Source organism: Brucella sp. (assembly GCF_032066345.1).
In the GTDB taxonomy this organism is placed as follows: Bacteria; Pseudomonadota; Alphaproteobacteria; order Rhizobiales; family Rhizobiaceae; genus Brucella; species Brucella pseudogrignonensis.
Map to the genome: position 1 here is coordinate 1 of NZ_DAMBKZ010000003.1, position 16,553 is coordinate 16,553.

Below are 16,553 nucleotides of genomic sequence, written 5' to 3' on the forward strand. Positions count from 1 at the left end.
TCCCATTGCTGAGCACCGCGATGCGATCGGAGAGCGCCATGACTTCTTCCAGATCAGAGGTTGAAAAAAGAATGGAGAGACCTTCGGCAGCAAGCCTGCGCATGGTGCGAAAGACATCGGCCTTTGCTCCCACGTCAATGCCGCGCGATGGCTCGTCCATCAGAAGAACTTTCGGATTGGTCATCAGCGCCTTGCCGATGACAACCTTCTGCTGATTACCGCCAGACATCGAGGTGACTTCGAATTCGGGGTTCGGTGCCTTGATCGAAAGGTCTTTGATTGCCTGTTGAATGGCCTGCTTTTCACGCTTTGGCGTGATGTGGAAGAAGCGAGCCAGCCGGTCGAGACTTGCCAGTGTCAGATTGCTGGCAATCGACAAAATCTGTACCAGTCCTTCGCGCTGGCGATCTTCCGGTATGAGGGCAAGACCACGCCGGATGCGCCGGGTCGTATCGCGCTCTTTCACTTCCTCGCCATCGATATAGATATGGCCGGTGGAATGCCCATGCTGGCCCATCACACATTCGAAAAACTCGGAACGTCCGGCGCCCATAAGGCCGTAAATGCCCAGAACTTCGCCTGCACGCACAGTCAGGGAGACGTCATCAACTGCAAGCCCGCCGGTTGCACGCGGCAGGGTGATGTTTTCAGCGCGAAACCGCTCTGCACCGATCTTGTGGGTCACAGGCTTGGCAAAATCCTTGGCATCGGAGCCAATCATCGAACGCACGATCCATTGCGTATCGATATTCTTGATCTCTTCCTGGCCGGTGATTTTTCCGTCGCGCAGAACCGTGATGTAATCGCCAATCCGCATCAGTTCTTCGAGACGATGCGAAATATAGACGATTGCCACGCCCTTCTTTTTCAGCTCGGCAATTACCTTGAACAGAATGTCGACTTCGGCTGCAGAAAGAGCCGATGTCGGTTCATCCATGATGACAATGCGTGCATCGAGCGAAATAGCCTTGGCGATTTCGACAAGTTGCTGCTGACCGATCGGCAGATCGGCGACGAGCGTACTTGCACTGATACCTGCATCAAGGCGGTCGAGATATTCATTGGCCTTGACGACCTGCGCCTTATGATCAATCCCGCGCAAACCGCGTGTAATTTCGCGCGTGGCAAAGATATTCTCTGCCACCGTCATGTTTGAAAACAGGTTGAGTTCCTGAAAGATCATCGCAATGCCGCGCTTCTGTGCGTCGGCGGGGCTGTCGAATGACACTTCCTCGCCATCGAGAATGATCTTCCCCATGGTCGGACGCTCAACGCCCGCGATGATTTTCATCAGCGTTGACTTGCCAGCACCGTTTTCGCCGACAAGCACATTGACCGAACCACGGCGCAATTCGAGATTGGCGCGCTTGACCGCGACAATGCCCGAATAGACCTTGGAAACATCCTCAAGCTTGAGGACGATATCGTTTTTCTCGTTCAATTCCGTTTCCATCGCTTATTTCTCCAAAGAGATGGAAACAGGCGTGACGAGCGGAAGCTGGCCCTTCGATGGCAACGGGAAAGCACCTTCGGCTTTCACCTTCATGCCAACCAAATCTTCGCGCGGGAGCTTTGACAGAACATCGTCATTGACGCGGGTGTTGAACGCCTTGCCAAATTGAGCCCAGTCGATCTGATTGCGAAACTCGTTGAAGTTCACAAAGGAGAGGCTGTCGCGGATTGCGCTGCCACGAACGGTCGGCCCGATCTGTACGCGTGCATCGGCCTTGCCATCGCCATTGCTGTCGACATCAACATAGGCTGCGCGCGATTTCGTTTCGGCGGCGACCACAGTGCCTTCGAGCTTGGCTGCAAAGGTCCAGGGGGCATTGCCCTGCTTTTCGCGATGACCGTATTTTGCTCCAGCGGCATCCGCATCTGCGTTTGCTGCCTGCATCACTTCATCGAGCGTTGCCGTTTTTTCGGCAAAAAACGGCTTAACTTTTGAATCCCAGATGTCGGCAACCGAACGATCGGGATTGAAATTATCGCCGCGTGCTTCTGCGGCTTCTTCTGCTGTCGGAGTCTTGATGATTTTGCAGCCCGAAAGCGCGACACCGCAGGCCAGCAGGATAATGGAAGCTGACTTCAGCACTGACATGATTTTATCCTCGGTATTAGGAACATATCGGGAGCGCTAACATTTGTTGGCGCTCCCGAAGTCGCAAGCCTTGGGAGTTAGTCCTTCAAAGCGAAGGTTTCGAGCTTGTCTGCATTGTCAGGATTGATGAGGACGCAGTCCATCAGCTGCTTTTCTTCAGCAGGTCCCTTACCGGTCTTGATGTATTCGTCAGCCTGGACGACAGCCATCTGTGCCTGAGCATAAGCTGGCTGAAGAACAGTTGCCTTGATACCGCCAGCCTTGATCGAGTCACGAACATCATTGGAGCCGTCAAAGCCGACAACGATAACGTCCTTGCGACCCGCAGCTTCAAGGGCTGCCCATGCGCCCATGGCCATGGTGTCGTTGCCGGAAATCACGCCCTTGATGTCAGGGTTTGCCTGCAAAATGCTCTGCATTTTCGTGAAGGCTTCAGTTTGGCTCCAGTTGGCAGACTGCTGCGCAACCATCTTCATGTCTGGATATTCGTCGATAACGTCGTGATAGCCCTTGGAGCGGGTGCCAGCATTGAGATCGGATTCACGGCCGAGCAGCTCGACATAATTGCCGGCTTCGCCCATCAGCTTGACGAATTCTTCAGCACCGAGCTGAGCACCCTGATAGTTGTTGGACACGATCTGCGAAACAGCAACACCCGAAGCGTTGATTTCACGGTCGATCAGGAATGAAGGAATCTTCGCGTCTTTTGCCTTCTGAACGGCAGCAATCGATGCTTCCGAGCCGGCATTGTCGAGGATGATAGCCTTTGCGCCACGGCCGATGGCTGTATCGACGAGCTGCGACTGCTTGGTCGCGTCGTCGTCATGCTGAAGGATCAGCGTATCGTAGCCAAGTTCCTTGGCTTTGGCTTCAGCGCCGACGGCTTCAGCCTTGTAGAATGGATTGTCGTGTGATGGCGTGATGATCGCGATCAGATCAGCAGCCCATGCTGGCATGACTACGCTGCCTGCCAATGTTGCCGAGACGGCTGCAATCGCAAAACCGCGCGCAATTTTCCTGCGGGTAAACTTCATGTAGACCTCCCAATAAGCCCCGTTTCCCAAAAGGGCGGTAAAAAAGGAGGGCGGATTACGCCCTCCCAACTGACGTCACGTAATGCGACGGATGCTTTCTGCGATTTCTTCCGGTTCGAAAACGTTCTTCCAATCGTCGCGCATCAGCGCAGGAATACCGAATTCGATTGCCTTGTTGCAGGCATCGGAGAATACGCCCTGGACTTCACCAAAGATGACGGCGCCGAGAACATTCATGTGGCCGAGCAGGAAGTCGCGTGCTGCTTCTTCAGGAACACCGCGACGGACGCATTCGTCCATGGCCTGCTTCATGACAACCAGAAGCGACGCGCAAACGGTTTCCGAAAGACCTGGCTCAAGGATTGCGAGCTGTTCAACGGTTACGCGGTGCGAACGCATGACTGGCGCCCAGATGACCTTGGCGATTTCTTCACCAAGTGCATAAGATTCTTCCGGACCCTGCATCAGAGCCGAAACGATGTGCTGCTTTGCAAACAGACCGCCGAAGTGGTCCTTCTTTGCCTGCATGTCCGTTTCGTCGTTGAAGATCGGCGGATGGCACGGATGGGTTACGAAATAGGTGAGGTCTGCGCGTTCTGGCAGATGGCCAGCAAATGGTGCAGCTGCGTCGAGCGCAATAACCATCGTGCCTGGCTTCAGCTTGTCAACGATGCCAGCAGCAACTTTACCGATGATGGTGTCCGGCACAGCCAGAATGACGACTTCAGCGCCCTCGAGACCTGCATCTGCATCGATGGTGTCGATGTCGAGTTCGTTCTTCAGGCGTGCCTTGCCTGCGTCGCTGACTTCGATGTGGCGTACGTCAAAGCGCGAACCTTTGAGGTTCTTGGCCAGACGGTAACCCATCTTGCCGCCTGCGCCGAACAGAGCAATAGCTGTCATGATTGTATTTCCTTCCCGTAGTTTTGGTAGCTTAACTGGTATAACCAGTCAATGAGTATTCCAGATTCAAGAGGTCAGGCCATCACGAATCTGGCTGAAGTACCCGTCAGAACCGACCTGACCGCCTTTGAGAGCAACCTGGAGGCCGTTGGTGGCGGCATGCGCGCCGTGAGCCGTACAAAGCGGCGACCCCGGTGTTTGTGGAAGCGGCAAAAGCGTGGTGAGTGCATCGACATGCAATTCACGCAATGCGTGGCTGGAAGTGTCACCGCCTGCAATCACTGCGCGGGTAAGCTGTTCGCGCTCGACAAGGCTGCGGAGGATAAAACCGAGGCTGCGGGCCAGCTTGTGGCGGCTGCCTGCGATCTTATCGATTTCAGTGCCTCGATCAGCCGACGGGCCAAGGGCGGTGTTGAGGATCACGCTGTTGCCCTGCTGGAGCGCCTTCTGGCCGTCAGCAATGGCAGCTTCGATTGCCTGATTGCCGTTTTCGCCGAGAAGATCGAGCGGATTAAGATCAATGCCGGTAAAGCCCGATGCGGTCGCGTGGCGGATCTGGCGTTCCGTGGTTGGCGACACGCTACCCGAAACGACCGCGATGCGGTCAGCCTTGCCTGGAAGCGGAAACTCTTTTTTCGCACCGATCAGTCCGACCTTGGCCCAGGCGGCCAGAAGCGCATATTCAACGCCGGACGAGCCAGCAACGAACCAGCCCATATCAGGGCGCAGACGCCAGAGCTGTTCACCTGACTGCAGCTGGCTTTCGTGGCTGTCGACGTCAAGCAACAACATGCCGTCAGCATCTTTGACAATCGCGTTTACACGTTCATCGGCGTCGGCGGCTGAAAGCGCTACGAGATCAGCAAGCACGGTTTTCAGTGCTGTCTGCTTAGCCAGATGCTCGCGCAGGTCCGCTTCATGCATTGGCGTGACGGGATGGCGGCTCATGACCGGATGGCGGTCAATACGATAGATTTCGCCCTGATAGGCGGCAAAGAGATTGCCGAAAGCGGTATAACGTTTGAGCTGCGGTGCGCCGACAATCAACGGTACATAGGCTTGATTGAAGATCGCTTTGCCAATTTCTACCGCCTTGCCGATATTGCCGACATGAGGCGCAGAATCGAATGTCGAGCAGACCTTATAATGGGCAATCGCAGCATTTAGGCTTTTGAGCCAATTGAATGCAGGCGTGAGATTTTCCTGCATCCATTCCGGCGTTTCGCTGCGGCTGGTGCCTGCAAGGCCGATAGCCTTACAGTGTGAAAAGCGCGAAAGAAGCTCTTCGTCTGGCACATTCATGAACAGCACGGTGTCGACGCCGTTGGAAGCCATGGCTTCCATAACATCGGTCGAGCCGGTGAGGTCGTCACCGTAGTAAGACAGCAGCAATTCGTTGGAAGCCTTGGTCATTATTCGCCTCCTCCATTTGAATTAACGGAGCCGAATTTTGCGAGCGAAGCTGCAAGCTCAGGATGCTCAACAGCATAGGTTTCAAGTGGGATGCCAGCGACTGCTGCTTCCCATGCCTGCTGTACGGCGCGAACACCAGCTGCCGGGCCGCCCGGGTGGCTGACAATGCCGCCGCCGCATAGATAAAGCAGATCCGTCGTGCGACCTGTGCGCTCATAGGTTTCAGGTGCCTGTCCGCCCCACTGGCCGGAACCAGCAACAGGAAGCGGGCAATCTGATGGGTCGAACAGCGGCGTGCTGACAGCCTTGAACGAACTGACGAAGCTTTCATCCGGCTCCCAATATTTCACGCGGATGCCGTTGATCTGGAACTGATCGACGCCGAGAAGGCGCCAGAACTGCTGATAAACACGGAAATCCATGCCTGCGCCCGGATTGCGGGTCAGAATATCCCAGCCATTGCGATGCGCGTGCAGAACAAGGCCAGAGCGCTTGCGCAGGAAGCTCATGCCGCCAAAGCCGACCGAATTGATGTTGACCACGGCGCAATTGCCGCCCGCCTCCAGCACCATGTCATGGTTGCGCATCATCTCGTCAGGATCGGCGTGCGAAATGCCGAAGGCGTACATAACCTTCTTGCCGGTCTTCTGCTCGTGATTGAGAATAAGCGGCATGATAGCGGCGATGCGCTCTTTGAGCGGCGAATAGGCCGGGCTCATCAGCTTTTCATCATCCTTGATGAAATCGACGCCGGATTCGATCAATTCGCCAACGAGTTCTGCTGTTTCATGCGGACGTAGGCCGAGCGCGGGCTTAACGATGGTGCCGATGATCGGACGCTTTTCAACGCCCGTCAGACGACGGCTGCCAGCAATGCCGAACTGCGGGCCGGGATGCGCGCTTTTGAAGGCTTCCGGCAGCTTCATATCGACCACACGGATGCCGGTCATACCCTTGATCGAGTAAACGCCGCCAACGGCAATCGTCATCAGTGCTGCAAGATCAGTACCGATTGCGTCGAGCGGAAAGGCGATGTCGACATCGGCGCGCTTGATTGGGCCGTGACCTTGTTCAAGTTCTGGCCAGGCTGGGACAGCTGCATCTTCAAGCGGACGGATTTCCAAAACGCGTGCTGCAACGCGGGCCTTGAGCTCTTCTGTTTCACCGGGGAGGGCGACAAAAGTGCCGGTCGACTGATCGCTGGCGATCTTGGCGGCCATCTTTTCGATGCTGCCGGTTGTCTCAATGCGATAGGTCAGACAGATATTCATCGGATTGTTTGTCGCTCGCTGCTCGTGTTCCACCCATGCCAGAGAGTCTCTGACAGTTTATTCTGCGCATTTGCCTGAAAGTATCTCCTCACTTTCCGGGATGCGATTGAAGCGCTTGGCTCTGAGTGCGAACTGGTATAATGAGTATTCCAATATCTGCAAGCGGAAAATTGTTAGCCCATTCACGAGAGCGTGGGTAACGGCTTTCATCTGATCGCTTGAAGATGCATAAGGGGGAGAAAGCTCATGAACAGTGAGATGCAATGAACAAGCCCATGGAACCTATCGTTCGCCGTAAGCTATCCGACGAAGTTTTCGACCGGCTCGAAAACATGATTACGTCTGGCGAATTGACGCCCGGCGATGAAATGCCGTCTGAGCGCGTGTTGATGGAGCGTTTCGGTGTTGGTCGCCCGGCGATCCGCGAGGCGATGCAGTCGCTTGCCAAAATGGGGCTCGTCAGCATTTCACATGGTGAACGTGCTAAAGTTCTCAAACTGACTGCGCGTTCAATTTTGCAGCAGGTCGATCCAACAGCCAAAATCATGCTGGCGCAATCGATGGATACGCTAGAGCATCTTAAAAGCGCACGTATCTTTTTTGAACGCGGCATCGCACGCGAAGCGGCACTCAAGGCAAGTGACAAGGATGTTGCGGAGCTTCGCGCCATCGTCGAACGCCAGCGGGATTCGCTGGGTGATGCCGATGCATTCATTTCAGCCGATATGGAGTTTCACATCCGTATCGCGAAGATTTCAGGCAATCCGATCTTTGTCGCGGTGAGCGAATCCATGCTTGCCTGGCTGCGTGAATATCACACGCATATGCTGATCTGGACGGGTAAAGAAAAATACACGCTAGTCGAGCATGAAGAGATTGTAGACAAGCTGGCCGTCAAAGATGCGGATGGTGCAGAAGCGGCAATGCTCAATCACCTGGAGCGTTCGCGCGCGCTTTATACAAAATAGCCTTTTTCGAGAGGCGCTCTGTTTGTATTTACGCGCATCCCGAAAACCGGTTTCCACTTTTCGGGATGCGCTTTAATTTTCAGGAATGTTCTCTCTGAAAATCACCTGAACGCGAGGTGGCTGCTGGTCGAATGGCTCGCCCTTGATGCTGCTCATCAAGGTGGCCAGTGCTTCGCGTGCTTCAACGCGCGGATTCTGGTCAATGACGGCATCCATCGTGCCATTCAACAGAAGTCGCTTGGTGCTTTCGGTCAGTTCATGGCCGATGAAAATAACGGAATCCGATTTTCCCGAATCCATCAGCGCCTGTCCGATGCCCTGATTGCCAGCTCCGAGATTATAGATGCCTGCAAGGTCGGGGTGGCGTTTAAGCAAAGCTATGGTTTCTGAGTAGGCTTTTTCGCGGCTGTCTTCGATCTCGTTGAGTTCGACGATATTTAAGTGCGAAAACTCTTCCGCAATGACACGTCGAAAGCCCATCTCGCGCTCTTCGTGGCCGCGATAGGAAAGGGATCCGGCAAAAAGCGCGATTTTGTTTTTGGGCTGTTGGCCCAGAAAGCGACCGAGAATATAGCCGCCGAGGCGACCAGCTGCACGGTTATCGATGCCGATGTAGCCGACGCGCGGCACATGCAGAATGTCGGACGCGATGGTGACGATATGGGTGCCGGATTCGGCGAGGGCGCGCATGGCTTCACGCACGGTTGGGTGATCCAGTGCAATCACGCCAACGCCCTGTGCCTGCCCCTTGAGGTCTTCAAGGGCGCGCGCAAGCGTGTCAGGGTTGAAGCCTTCGACACTATGGATTGTAAGCTCGATTTCGGGCCTCAAGGCTGCTTGCCTCGCGATCTGGTCGCGCAGATTTGCAATGAAGGTGTTGGTGCCCGCTGGCAGAACGAAAGCCAGTTTGATGCGGTCGGTGGTATTTGCATTGAGCTGCGCGCTGCCGGGGAGATAGCCAAGATTGCGCGCGGCTTCGAGGACGATTTCACGCGTGCGCTCTTTCACACCTTCGCGGTTGTTCAATACGCGATCGACCGTGGCGCTGGAAACGCCCGCTGTTCTGGCAATGTCACTCACCGTGGAACGCAAATCACACTCCTCATCAAAATGATGGAAAATGATGTATTTCGATTTGTGTAAGATGCAAGGCTTCTTGTGTCTCAGTCATCCGTTTTCCTCATGAAATCGGCTTTGATGTTGTATAAATCCATCAAAAAGCATCATTAATTTATATATGAACGTTGAAATTCAAAAGAATGTTCCGAAAATTGATCAAATACGATGTTAAATGATGTAAAATGATTTTATATGATGTTGACACTGCTGCATTGAATCTTCATTAATCCTCAAAATGCTAATGGAGGTTGGTATTTTCCTCGAATGAGGACGGGCCTACTCGTCGATCATTCGATGATATGTGGGCTTGGAAATATAATGGGAGGATGCAATGAGCGAAGCGCGGGGCTTTGTTCCTGATCCGCAGGTGCGGGCTCGGGATTTCAAAATCGGCTGCATCGGCGCAGGAATGATTATGGCCGAGTGCCATCTTGCGGCCTATAAGGACGCGGGCTTTACGGTCGCGGCAATCGCCTCACGTACCAAGGCAAAGGCCGAAGAGGTCGCCGCGCGCTGGGGTATCGCGACCGTGCATGACACGCCAGAAGCGCTGATTGGCGACGAAGCTATTGAAATCATCGATATTGCTTATCCGCCGGATCAGCAGCCTGCACTCATCCGCAAAGCGCTCGCACAACCACATATCAAGGGCATTCTCGCCCAAAAGCCGTTGGCTCTGACGCTTGAAGAGGCCATTGCGCTTCGCGATGAGGCGGCAAAAGCTGGCAAAATCCTCTCGGTCAATCAGAACATGCGCTACGACCAGTCGATGCGCGTGTTAAAGCAAATTCTCGATAAGGATGAGCTGGGCGCGCCCGTCATGGCGACAATCGAGATGCGTGCCATCCCGCATTGGCAGGTGTTTCTGGAAGATTATGACCGCCTGACACTGTCTAACATGAGCGTGCATCATCTCGATGTGCTGCGCTTTCTGTTTGGTGAGCCTGACACCATCACTACGCTGACACGCACTGACCCACGCACCCAGTTTGAACACAAGGACGGTATCACCGTATCCACGCTGATGTTTCCGAGCGGTGTGATGGCTGTTTCGATGGAAGATGTCTGGTCCGGGCCGCGCGAGGAGGGCTTTGACAGCGATATTTACATCAAATGGCGGGTCGAAGGTACGGATGGTGTGGCACAGGGCACGATTGGTTGGCCGGATGGTTCGCCGTCAACGCTGACTTATGCCTCCAAAAAGACGACAGACGGCAAATGGGTAAGCCCAAAATGGGAAACCATGTGGTTCCCGCACGCCTTTATCGGTGTGATGGAGCAGCTGCAATACGCCATTCAGTCTGGCGAGCCGCCAGCGCTTTCAGTGGCGGACAATGTGAAGACGGTCGCACTCGTTGAGGCTGGCTACAAGTCGATCGATGAAGGCCGCACTGTCAAATTGTCCGAGATATCAATCAATTAAACGAGCACATCCCGAAAAGTACGAAGCGGTTTTCGGAAAAGATGTGCATTAACAAAGAATCTTAACGGGAGGGTTTCGATCATGATGCAGGTGGGTATTTTCAGCGGCTATTTCCCTTATTCGCTTGAGGAAACAGCTAAAAAAATCCGTGCACTCGACTTCAATACGGTCCAGCTGGATATGCATTTCAAGGATATCGATCTGAGTGCGGGACAGATCACCAAGGACAAATGCGTCAAAATTCGCGAGACATTCCGCGATCATAATCTGCCGATTTCATGCATTTCCGGCTATACGAACATCATTCATCCGGACAAGGCAGAGCGCGAGCGCCGCGTGGGTTATCTCAAAGAGATTATCCGCCATGCGCAATATCTCGGTACGCCTTATGTGATTTCGGAAACCGGTACTTACAACACTGAATCCGACTGGGTTCATCACCCGAAGAACAAGACCGAAGAAGGTTTTGAAGAATGCCGCAAGGTCATCGCTGATCTGTCGCAATTTGCTTATGACCACGGTGCGATTTTCCTGCTCGAAACCTATGTGAACAACGTCGTCGGTTCGGTCGAGGAAACGGTGAAAATGTTTGCGCAGGTCGATCATCCGGGCCTTGGCCTGCTGATGGACCCGACCAATTATTTTGAGACGCACAACATCGACCGGATGGATGAAATTCTCAACCAGGTGTTCGATACGTTGAGCGACAAGATCAAGATCGGTCATGCCAAGGACGTCAAGCGCTCAGGCGACGACAAGACGGAAAAGCATGCTGATATCGGTGATGCCGATGCCCTTGAAAGCCATACTTTCCGCGGCGTTGGTGAGATCGAACTGCCGGCTCCGGGTCTCGGTTCGCTGAACTATGACCTCTATCTCAAGCGCCTTGCACAAAAGCATCCGAATATTCCGATGATTATCGAACATCTCGATGAGGCCGATGTGCCACGTGCGAAGAAATTCCTCGATGGAAAGCTACGCGCGCAGGGACTTTAGTACCACCTTGGGCGGGGTGGGGCGGCCGGTGCTATAAACAAGCGTTTGAACACCGGCCGCCTTTGACTGAAATGGCTGTACGCCGCAGCATTTAAGGTACCAGAATGGTGAAGCTTTATGGAGAGGTAAGGTCGCGTCGCGACATCGCCGCGAGCAGCGGCTCTTTTGCGCAATTTGCAGGCGTTCGCCTGATGGTGCTTGAAGACGGATTGGAACGCGGCATTAGAATGCTGGAGTTTCGTTCAGGCACCGGTTTGCGCTTTACCGTTCTGGTTGATCGCGCGCTCGATATTGCCGATTGCGACTATCGTGGCATGGCTATCGGCTGGCATTCCCCGTCCGGTTTCCGCCATCCAGGACTGCATGAATATGAGGGCGAGGGCGGTCTTGGCTGGATGCGTTCTTTCTCCGGCCTGATGGTGACATGCGGTCTGGACCATATCCTCTTCATGTATGACGAGGCGGCGGACCATTATAATTACAAGCCGCGTCAGACGATCAAGCACTCCATTCATGGCCGTGTTGGTACTATTCCTGCAAAGCTGACCGGCTATGGCGAGCGCTGGGAAGGCGACGAATGCACTCTCTGGTGCGAGGGTGTCGTCACACAGGGAACCGTGTTCGGTGAGCATCTTGAACTGACACGCCGCATCGAAATCAAAGCCGGTACAAACGATATTAAGCTGACGGATCGCGTGACCAATCGCGGTTTTTATCGCACGCCGCATATGTATTGTTATCACATTAATGTCGGGCACCCCGTTTTGGCCGAAGGCTCACGTTATCTGGCGCCTGTCAGGGATGTGGTCTGGGCGGCTCATGCCGGAGAAGACTACAAAAAGCAGAGCGTCGGCTATCGTACGCTGCCTGCACCGCAGATGCAGTTTCATGAGCAGGTCTGGCAGCATGAAATGGGCGCTGATGCCAATGGCGAAGTGTCGGTTGCGCTGGTCAATGACAAGCTGGGCATCGGTTTTGAAGTCGTTACCCGCAAGGATCAGTTCCCCTGCATGTATGAGTGGCAGAATCTGCAGGCCGGGCAATATGCGCTCGGCATCGAACCTGCCACCAATCACGTTCTGGGACATGGTGCTGCCCGTGACCGCGGCGAGCTGATCTGGCTCGAGCATGGCGAAGAGCGCCGTTATGATAGCACGTTCCGTATTCTTGGTGATGCGGCGAGCATCGCGGAAACAGAAACACGCATTGCCGCAATCGCGAAGCAGCCAATTGAGGAATATCCGGTGCCATCAGGCAATCACATTGCAATTGGAGGCCGCTCATGACCGCACCATCGCCGTTTTCCGTTGCGGGCAAAACCATTCTCTACACGGGGGCTGCCGGTGGCCTCGGTCTTGAAACCACGCTCAATTTTCTACGTGCTGGCGCACGGGTTGTGGCTATCGATCATGATCCGAAAAAGATCGAAGAGTTGAAAGGCAAGGCAGAGGCCGAGGGGCTTGCCGGGCTTTCGATCCACGCGCTCGATCTGTCGGATTTGCAGGCACTCCGCCCCGCATTGGAAGCGATTAGTCGTGAGGCCGGTGGCTTTGATGTCGTGATCAACAATGCTGCGATTTATCCGTCCAAGCCATTTGAAGACTATACGCTTGAGGAAATGCAAAAAGTGCAGCACATCAATGTCGATGCAGGCATTGTCTGTGTCCAGGTGGCGCTGCCGCATATGCGTGAAAAGGGGTGGGGTCGTATTATCAATATCGCTAGCGTGACTGCCTATGGCGGCTGGGCGCAATTGTCGCCTTATGTGCAATCAAAGGGGGCGCTCATCGGGCTTGCGCGTGCCTGGGCACGCGAGTTCGGTACCTATGGCATTACCGTCAATGCAATTTCGCCGGGTGCTTTTCCAACAGATGCCGAGAAAATCCACCCCGACCCGGAAGGCTATACGAAATTCGTTCTTGAGCATCAGGCTGTTAAGCGTCGTGGATCGTCGCGGGATATTGCCTCGGCTTTGATGTTCCTTGCCTCTGATGAAGCAGGATTTATCACCGGGCAGACCTTGAATGTCGATGGCGGATGGGTGATGCATTAAGGAAAGAGTTTGCATTGGAGGAATGCGTGAGGAAGCTTTATCTGGCGGTTGGGTCGCTTAATCGCGAAGCCCCTTATTTTCAGGGTGCGCGTGGCAAGGGTCTTTCCATCTACGCATTCGATACGACGACAGGAGATGCGTCGCATATATGCGCGACATCTTCCGTCGATAATCCAACATTCCTGAGTGTCGCGCCGGATACAGGCGTGATCTATGCAAATTCCGAAGTGTTCAGCTGGCACGAGGGAACGGTCAGTGCCTATCGTTTTGATGCTGAAAAGGGTGAACTTGTTTATCTCAACAAGCAAAGTGCCCAGGGCAGCATAACTGCGCATAATACCGTGACGGTGGACGGAAAGTTTGTGCTTGTCGCTAATTATGCGATGGGATCGGGCGGGCCTGATCATTCGCTTGTTGCGTTGCCAGTGTTGCCTGACGGCAGCCTCGGGCCGGTTGCACATAGCGTTCGTCACGAGGGTAAGCTTGGGCCTATTGTCGACCGGCAGGAACGCAGCCACCCGCATTGCGTGGTTGAGACACCGGAAGGCGGCATGTTTCTGTCTGCCGACCTTGGCCTTGATGAAGTCATTGCCTATCGCCTTGATAATGATGGCAGTTTCAAGCGGGTGAGCAATGTTGCGACGCCACCCGGTACTGGTCCTCGCCATATCGCACAGCATCCTAATAGCCGGTTTGTCTATATCTCCAACGAACTGAATTCCACGGTTTCGCTCATTGAGCGCGACGGCGATGAGATGCGCCTTGTTCAGACCTTGCCGACAGCGCCAGCGAATGTTGAGTCGCATGGCGCTGATATTCACCTCTCGCCCGATGGTCGTTTTCTTTACTGTTCCAATCGCGGTCATGACTCGATCACTACATTTCGTGTGGATCAGGAGAATGGCAGCCTGGTTGAGATCGGTCACAGCTTTACGGGTGGCGCAACACCGCGTAATTTTACGCTGACACCGGATGGCAATTGGCTTCTGGTCGCTAACCAGAATGGAGATTGCATTGCGATCTTCGCAATCGATAAGGAGACGGGAAATTTGACCGATACGGGCAAACGGATCGAAATTGGCACCCCCGTCTGTGTCAGGCCTTTCTATCTGTGAGTGTTGAAGCCTCAACACCGCGAAAGCAGCGCCGCAAAGGTTCTGGTGTGACCATGGCGGATGTGGCTGCGGCTGCAGGGGTTTCCATGCAGACCGTTTCGCGCGCGTTGCGTTTTCCAGATTCTGTGATGCCTGAAAAGCGGAAGCTTATTCAGGATGCAATCGAGAAGACGCATTACGTTCATAATCTCGCGGCAAGCCATCTTGCATCGCATAAAAGCAATACGGTTGCGGCGATTATACCCACGCTGTCCGCATCTGTTTTTGCTGACACGATCCAGCATTTTTCCGATGTACTGCATCAGTCCGGTTATCAGATATTTTTAGGCAATACTGATTACCGAATGGAGCGCGAGGAAGAAATCATTCGCAGCCTCCTCGGGCGGCGTCCGGATGGCGTTTTTCTGATCGGCACACACCATAGCAAGCGCAGTGTTGCATTGCTCAAACGTGCCGAAATTCCAGTCGTTGAGGGCTGGGATTTTACCGATAAACCGATTGACCGGCTGGTTGGATTCTCCAACACGGCGGCGATCACTGAAATGGTCAGTCATTTGATCAATACGGGTCGGCGCTATATTGTATTTGCCGGTGTAGTTCGGAAAGGCGACAGCCGTGCTGCCGAACGCCGTGCCGCATTCAAAGCGGCAATGGAGCAACAATTCCCGGATGAGAAGCCACGCATCACTGTGGCAACAGAAATGCCGATTGCCATGGCTTCGGGTATCGATCTTCTGCGACGGGCGCTGGCTCAATATCCGGAAGCCGATGCTGTCATGTTTTCAAGTGATATTCTAGCTTCCGGCGCCCTTCTGGAGACGCAGCGCATTGGTATCAAAGTGCCACAACGCCTCGCGATTACAGGCTTTGGCGACTTTGAACTTTCGCGTCATCTGCTGCCGCCATTGACGACGGTTGCAGTACCTTCCGCGGAAATTGGACGGCAGGCAGGCGAGCTTTTGCTTGAAGCCATGCGTGGTGAAACATCGACAAACACGATTGTCGATGTCGGTTTCGAACTCAAGATCAGGGCTAGTGGCTAATAACCATCTGATGCTCGAAGTCGGTTAGCACTTCGCAGCCATTTTCTGTCACATGCAGCATGAATTCGAGCCGCACGCCGCCAGTGTCCGGATCGAAGGCGGTGGGTTCCACCATGACAACCATGTCTTTGCGGAAACGCTCTGTTTCATAGCTGACAAGCCGTGGCCATTCATGAACAGATGTACCGATAGAATGTCCGGAATGATGGGCATAGCCATAGCCATGTGCTGCGATATGGGCCTGCAATTTTTGATCCAGTTCACCGATGCCAAGGCCTGGGCGGATGATTTCGATTGCCAGATCAAGCGCCGATTTTACGGCCTTGAACTGTTTCTCAAACCCGTCAGTTGTTTTGCCCAGCATTGCCGATGCGCAGCTGTCGCCCCAATAGCCTTTGACGCGCGGTGCGAGATCGCAGATGAGTGGGTCGCCGGTGGCAACGATGCGGTTTGTTGGCCAGCCCATGAATGCTGATGTGCGGGTTTTGCCGGATATGAAATCGCCGGTAAGTGGCAGGCGTTCAGAGGCTCTGCTTTCCATGGCGAGCCTGATGTAGGCAAATATTTCCAGCTCGCTGCGGCCAGCCTTGCTGTGCTCAATAAACGCGCGTTGCCCGGCGGAAGCGGTAAGCGCTGCCTCACGCAATAGCGCGATCTCAGTTGTTGTTTTCACCATGCGCTGGCGCTTGAAAGCATCGTCAATCGATACGCGACGGCATGTGTCGATAAGTGGGAGCAAGGACAATGGAAAGCTGTTCTGCTCTACGGCAATTGCTCCGCCGACACCAAATTTGGTGAAGAGTTCCTGCGCGGCATTGAGATAGTTCGTAAAAATGTCTGTCGGCTCTTTATATGAAAAACCTTCATATGTGAGAACGATCTGTGCCCAGCTTGGCGTATCTGCTTCGAGATTGGTTACGACAAGTCCACATTCGCCGTTTTTGCCAACCAGTGCGATGGCAGGTCCACCCGCAAAGGGTGATGGCCCCGCTTCAATGGAAACGATATGACCTGAAGCGTAGGCGATGCCATCGGGGCTGGTGAAAATGCCCCAATCGGCACCGGATGCTTTGATGGCGTCAATTGTCCGTGCAAGCCGCTCGTCCAACGGGTT

General features: G+C 54.1%; 15 protein-coding genes. 7 read left to right on the forward strand and 8 right to left on the reverse strand.

Features of this window, described 5'->3' with window-relative positions:
- The 6 genes from RT142_RS04670 to oiaX form a co-directional block, all read right to left on the reverse strand.
- Window positions 1–1,453, reverse strand: a 1,453-nt coding sequence (locus RT142_RS04670; RefSeq protein ID WP_313027687.1) for a sugar ABC transporter ATP-binding protein, incomplete at its 3' end; no start/stop codon positions are given.
- A 3-nt stretch (window positions 1,454–1,456) separates the two neighbouring features.
- A complete protein-coding gene (locus tag RT142_RS04675; RefSeq protein WP_007878321.1) occupies window positions 1,457–2,101 on the reverse strand; it encodes a DUF2291 family protein in 645 nt (214 codons plus the stop codon).
- 77 nt (window positions 2,102–2,178) lie between these two features.
- Entirely contained in the window at window positions 2,179–3,135 is a 957-nt protein-coding gene (locus tag RT142_RS04680; protein ID WP_007878322.1) for a D-ribose ABC transporter substrate-binding protein, read from the reverse strand.
- Between the two features lie 75 nt (window positions 3,136–3,210).
- A complete protein-coding gene (locus RT142_RS04685; protein WP_064321494.1) occupies window positions 3,211–4,038 on the reverse strand; it encodes a phosphogluconate dehydrogenase C-terminal domain-containing protein in 828 nt (275 codons plus the stop codon).
- Between the two features lie 66 nt (window positions 4,039–4,104).
- Window positions 4,105–5,451, reverse strand: a complete 1,347-nt coding sequence (locus tag RT142_RS04690) for a four-carbon acid sugar kinase family protein (protein ID WP_313027694.1) — start codon at window positions 5,449–5,451, stop codon at window positions 4,105–4,107.
- Complete coding sequence (gene oiaX / locus RT142_RS04695; RefSeq protein ID WP_313027696.1) at window positions 5,451–6,722, reverse strand: 3-oxo-isoapionate-4-phosphate decarboxylase OiaX; 1,272 nt, start codon at window positions 6,720–6,722, stop codon at window positions 5,451–5,453. Before oiaX ends, RT142_RS04690 begins: the two co-directional genes overlap by 1 nt.
- Window positions 6,723–6,985: 263 nt before the next feature.
- Here oiaX and RT142_RS04700 point away from each other — a divergent pair, with 263 nt between their 5' ends.
- Window positions 6,986–7,690, forward strand: a complete 705-nt coding sequence (locus RT142_RS04700) for a transcriptional regulator NanR (protein ID WP_007878330.1) — start codon at window positions 6,986–6,988, stop codon at window positions 7,688–7,690.
- Window positions 7,691–7,762: 72 nt separating this feature from the next.
- Here the strand turns inward: RT142_RS04700 and RT142_RS04705 are convergent, their stop codons facing one another.
- The gene (locus tag RT142_RS04705) at window positions 7,763–8,782 is read right to left on the reverse strand and encodes a LacI family DNA-binding transcriptional regulator (RefSeq protein WP_113158432.1); all 1,020 of its coding nucleotides are present in this window, start codon (window positions 8,780–8,782) and stop codon (window positions 7,763–7,765) included.
- A gap of 358 nt (window positions 8,783–9,140) precedes the next feature.
- Here RT142_RS04705 and RT142_RS04710 point away from each other — a divergent pair, with 358 nt between their 5' ends.
- The 6 genes from RT142_RS04710 to RT142_RS04735 all read left to right on the forward strand — a co-directional run bounded on the left by RT142_RS04710 (window position 9,141) and on the right by RT142_RS04735 (window position 15,439).
- Entirely contained in the window at window positions 9,141–10,232 is a 1,092-nt protein-coding gene (locus tag RT142_RS04710; protein ID WP_313027699.1) for a Gfo/Idh/MocA family oxidoreductase, read from the forward strand.
- An 81-nt stretch (window positions 10,233–10,313) separates the two neighbouring features.
- Window positions 10,314–11,228 carry a sugar phosphate isomerase/epimerase family protein gene (locus RT142_RS04715; RefSeq protein ID WP_105519378.1) on the forward strand — a complete coding sequence of 305 codons (915 nt, stop codon included), beginning with the start codon at window positions 10,314–10,316 and terminating at the stop codon, window positions 11,226–11,228.
- A gap of 104 nt (window positions 11,229–11,332) precedes the next feature.
- A complete protein-coding gene (locus RT142_RS04720) occupies window positions 11,333–12,514 on the forward strand; it encodes an aldose 1-epimerase family protein (protein ID WP_313027703.1) in 1,182 nt (393 codons plus the stop codon).
- Window positions 12,511–13,281: an SDR family NAD(P)-dependent oxidoreductase gene (locus RT142_RS04725; protein ID WP_064321502.1), complete on the forward strand. Its 771-nt coding sequence runs from the start codon at window positions 12,511–12,513 to the stop codon at window positions 13,279–13,281. Before RT142_RS04720 ends, RT142_RS04725 begins: the two co-directional genes overlap by 4 nt.
- 26 nt (window positions 13,282–13,307) lie before the next feature.
- Window positions 13,308–14,396 (forward strand): lactonase family protein, encoded by a 1,089-nt coding sequence (locus RT142_RS04730; RefSeq protein WP_313027707.1) that lies wholly within the window; start codon window positions 13,308–13,310, stop codon window positions 14,394–14,396.
- Window positions 14,393–15,439: a LacI family DNA-binding transcriptional regulator gene (locus RT142_RS04735; protein ID WP_007878345.1), complete on the forward strand. Its 1,047-nt coding sequence runs from the start codon at window positions 14,393–14,395 to the stop codon at window positions 15,437–15,439. Before RT142_RS04730 ends, RT142_RS04735 begins: the two co-directional genes overlap by 4 nt.
- On the opposite strand, the gene RT142_RS04740 is transcribed toward RT142_RS04735, so the two are convergent.
- Complete coding sequence (locus RT142_RS04740; RefSeq protein ID WP_313027709.1) at window positions 15,429–16,547, reverse strand: Xaa-Pro peptidase family protein; 1,119 nt, start codon at window positions 16,545–16,547, stop codon at window positions 15,429–15,431. The two genes, RT142_RS04735 and RT142_RS04740, sit on opposite strands and share 11 nt — an antisense overlap.
- Between the last annotated feature and the right edge of the window lie 6 nt (window positions 16,548–16,553).

Coding starts and splice junctions, on each gene's coding strand:
- RT142_RS04675 (WP_007878321.1), bottom strand. CDS start 2,101: ATGTCAGTGCTGAAGTCAGCTTCCATTATCCTGCTGGCCTGCGGTGTC.
- RT142_RS04680 (WP_007878322.1), bottom strand. CDS start 3,135: ATGAAGTTTACCCGCAGGAAAATTGCGCGCGGTTTTGCGATTGCAGCC.
- RT142_RS04685 (WP_064321494.1), bottom strand. CDS start 4,038: ATGACAGCTATTGCTCTGTTCGGCGCAGGCGGCAAGATGGGTTACCGT.
- RT142_RS04690 (WP_313027694.1), bottom strand. CDS start 5,451: ATGACCAAGGCTTCCAACGAATTGCTGCTGTCTTACTACGGTGACGAC.
- oiaX (WP_313027696.1), bottom strand. CDS start 6,722: ATGAATATCTGTCTGACCTATCGCATTGAGACAACCGGCAGCATCGAA.
- RT142_RS04700 (WP_007878330.1), top strand. CDS start 6,986: ATGAACAAGCCCATGGAACCTATCGTTCGCCGTAAGCTATCCGACGAA.
- RT142_RS04710 (WP_313027699.1), top strand. CDS start 9,141: ATGAGCGAAGCGCGGGGCTTTGTTCCTGATCCGCAGGTGCGGGCTCGG.
- RT142_RS04715 (WP_105519378.1), top strand. CDS start 10,314: ATGATGCAGGTGGGTATTTTCAGCGGCTATTTCCCTTATTCGCTTGAG.
- RT142_RS04720 (WP_313027703.1), top strand. CDS start 11,333: ATGGTGAAGCTTTATGGAGAGGTAAGGTCGCGTCGCGACATCGCCGCG.
- RT142_RS04725 (WP_064321502.1), top strand. CDS start 12,511: ATGACCGCACCATCGCCGTTTTCCGTTGCGGGCAAAACCATTCTCTAC.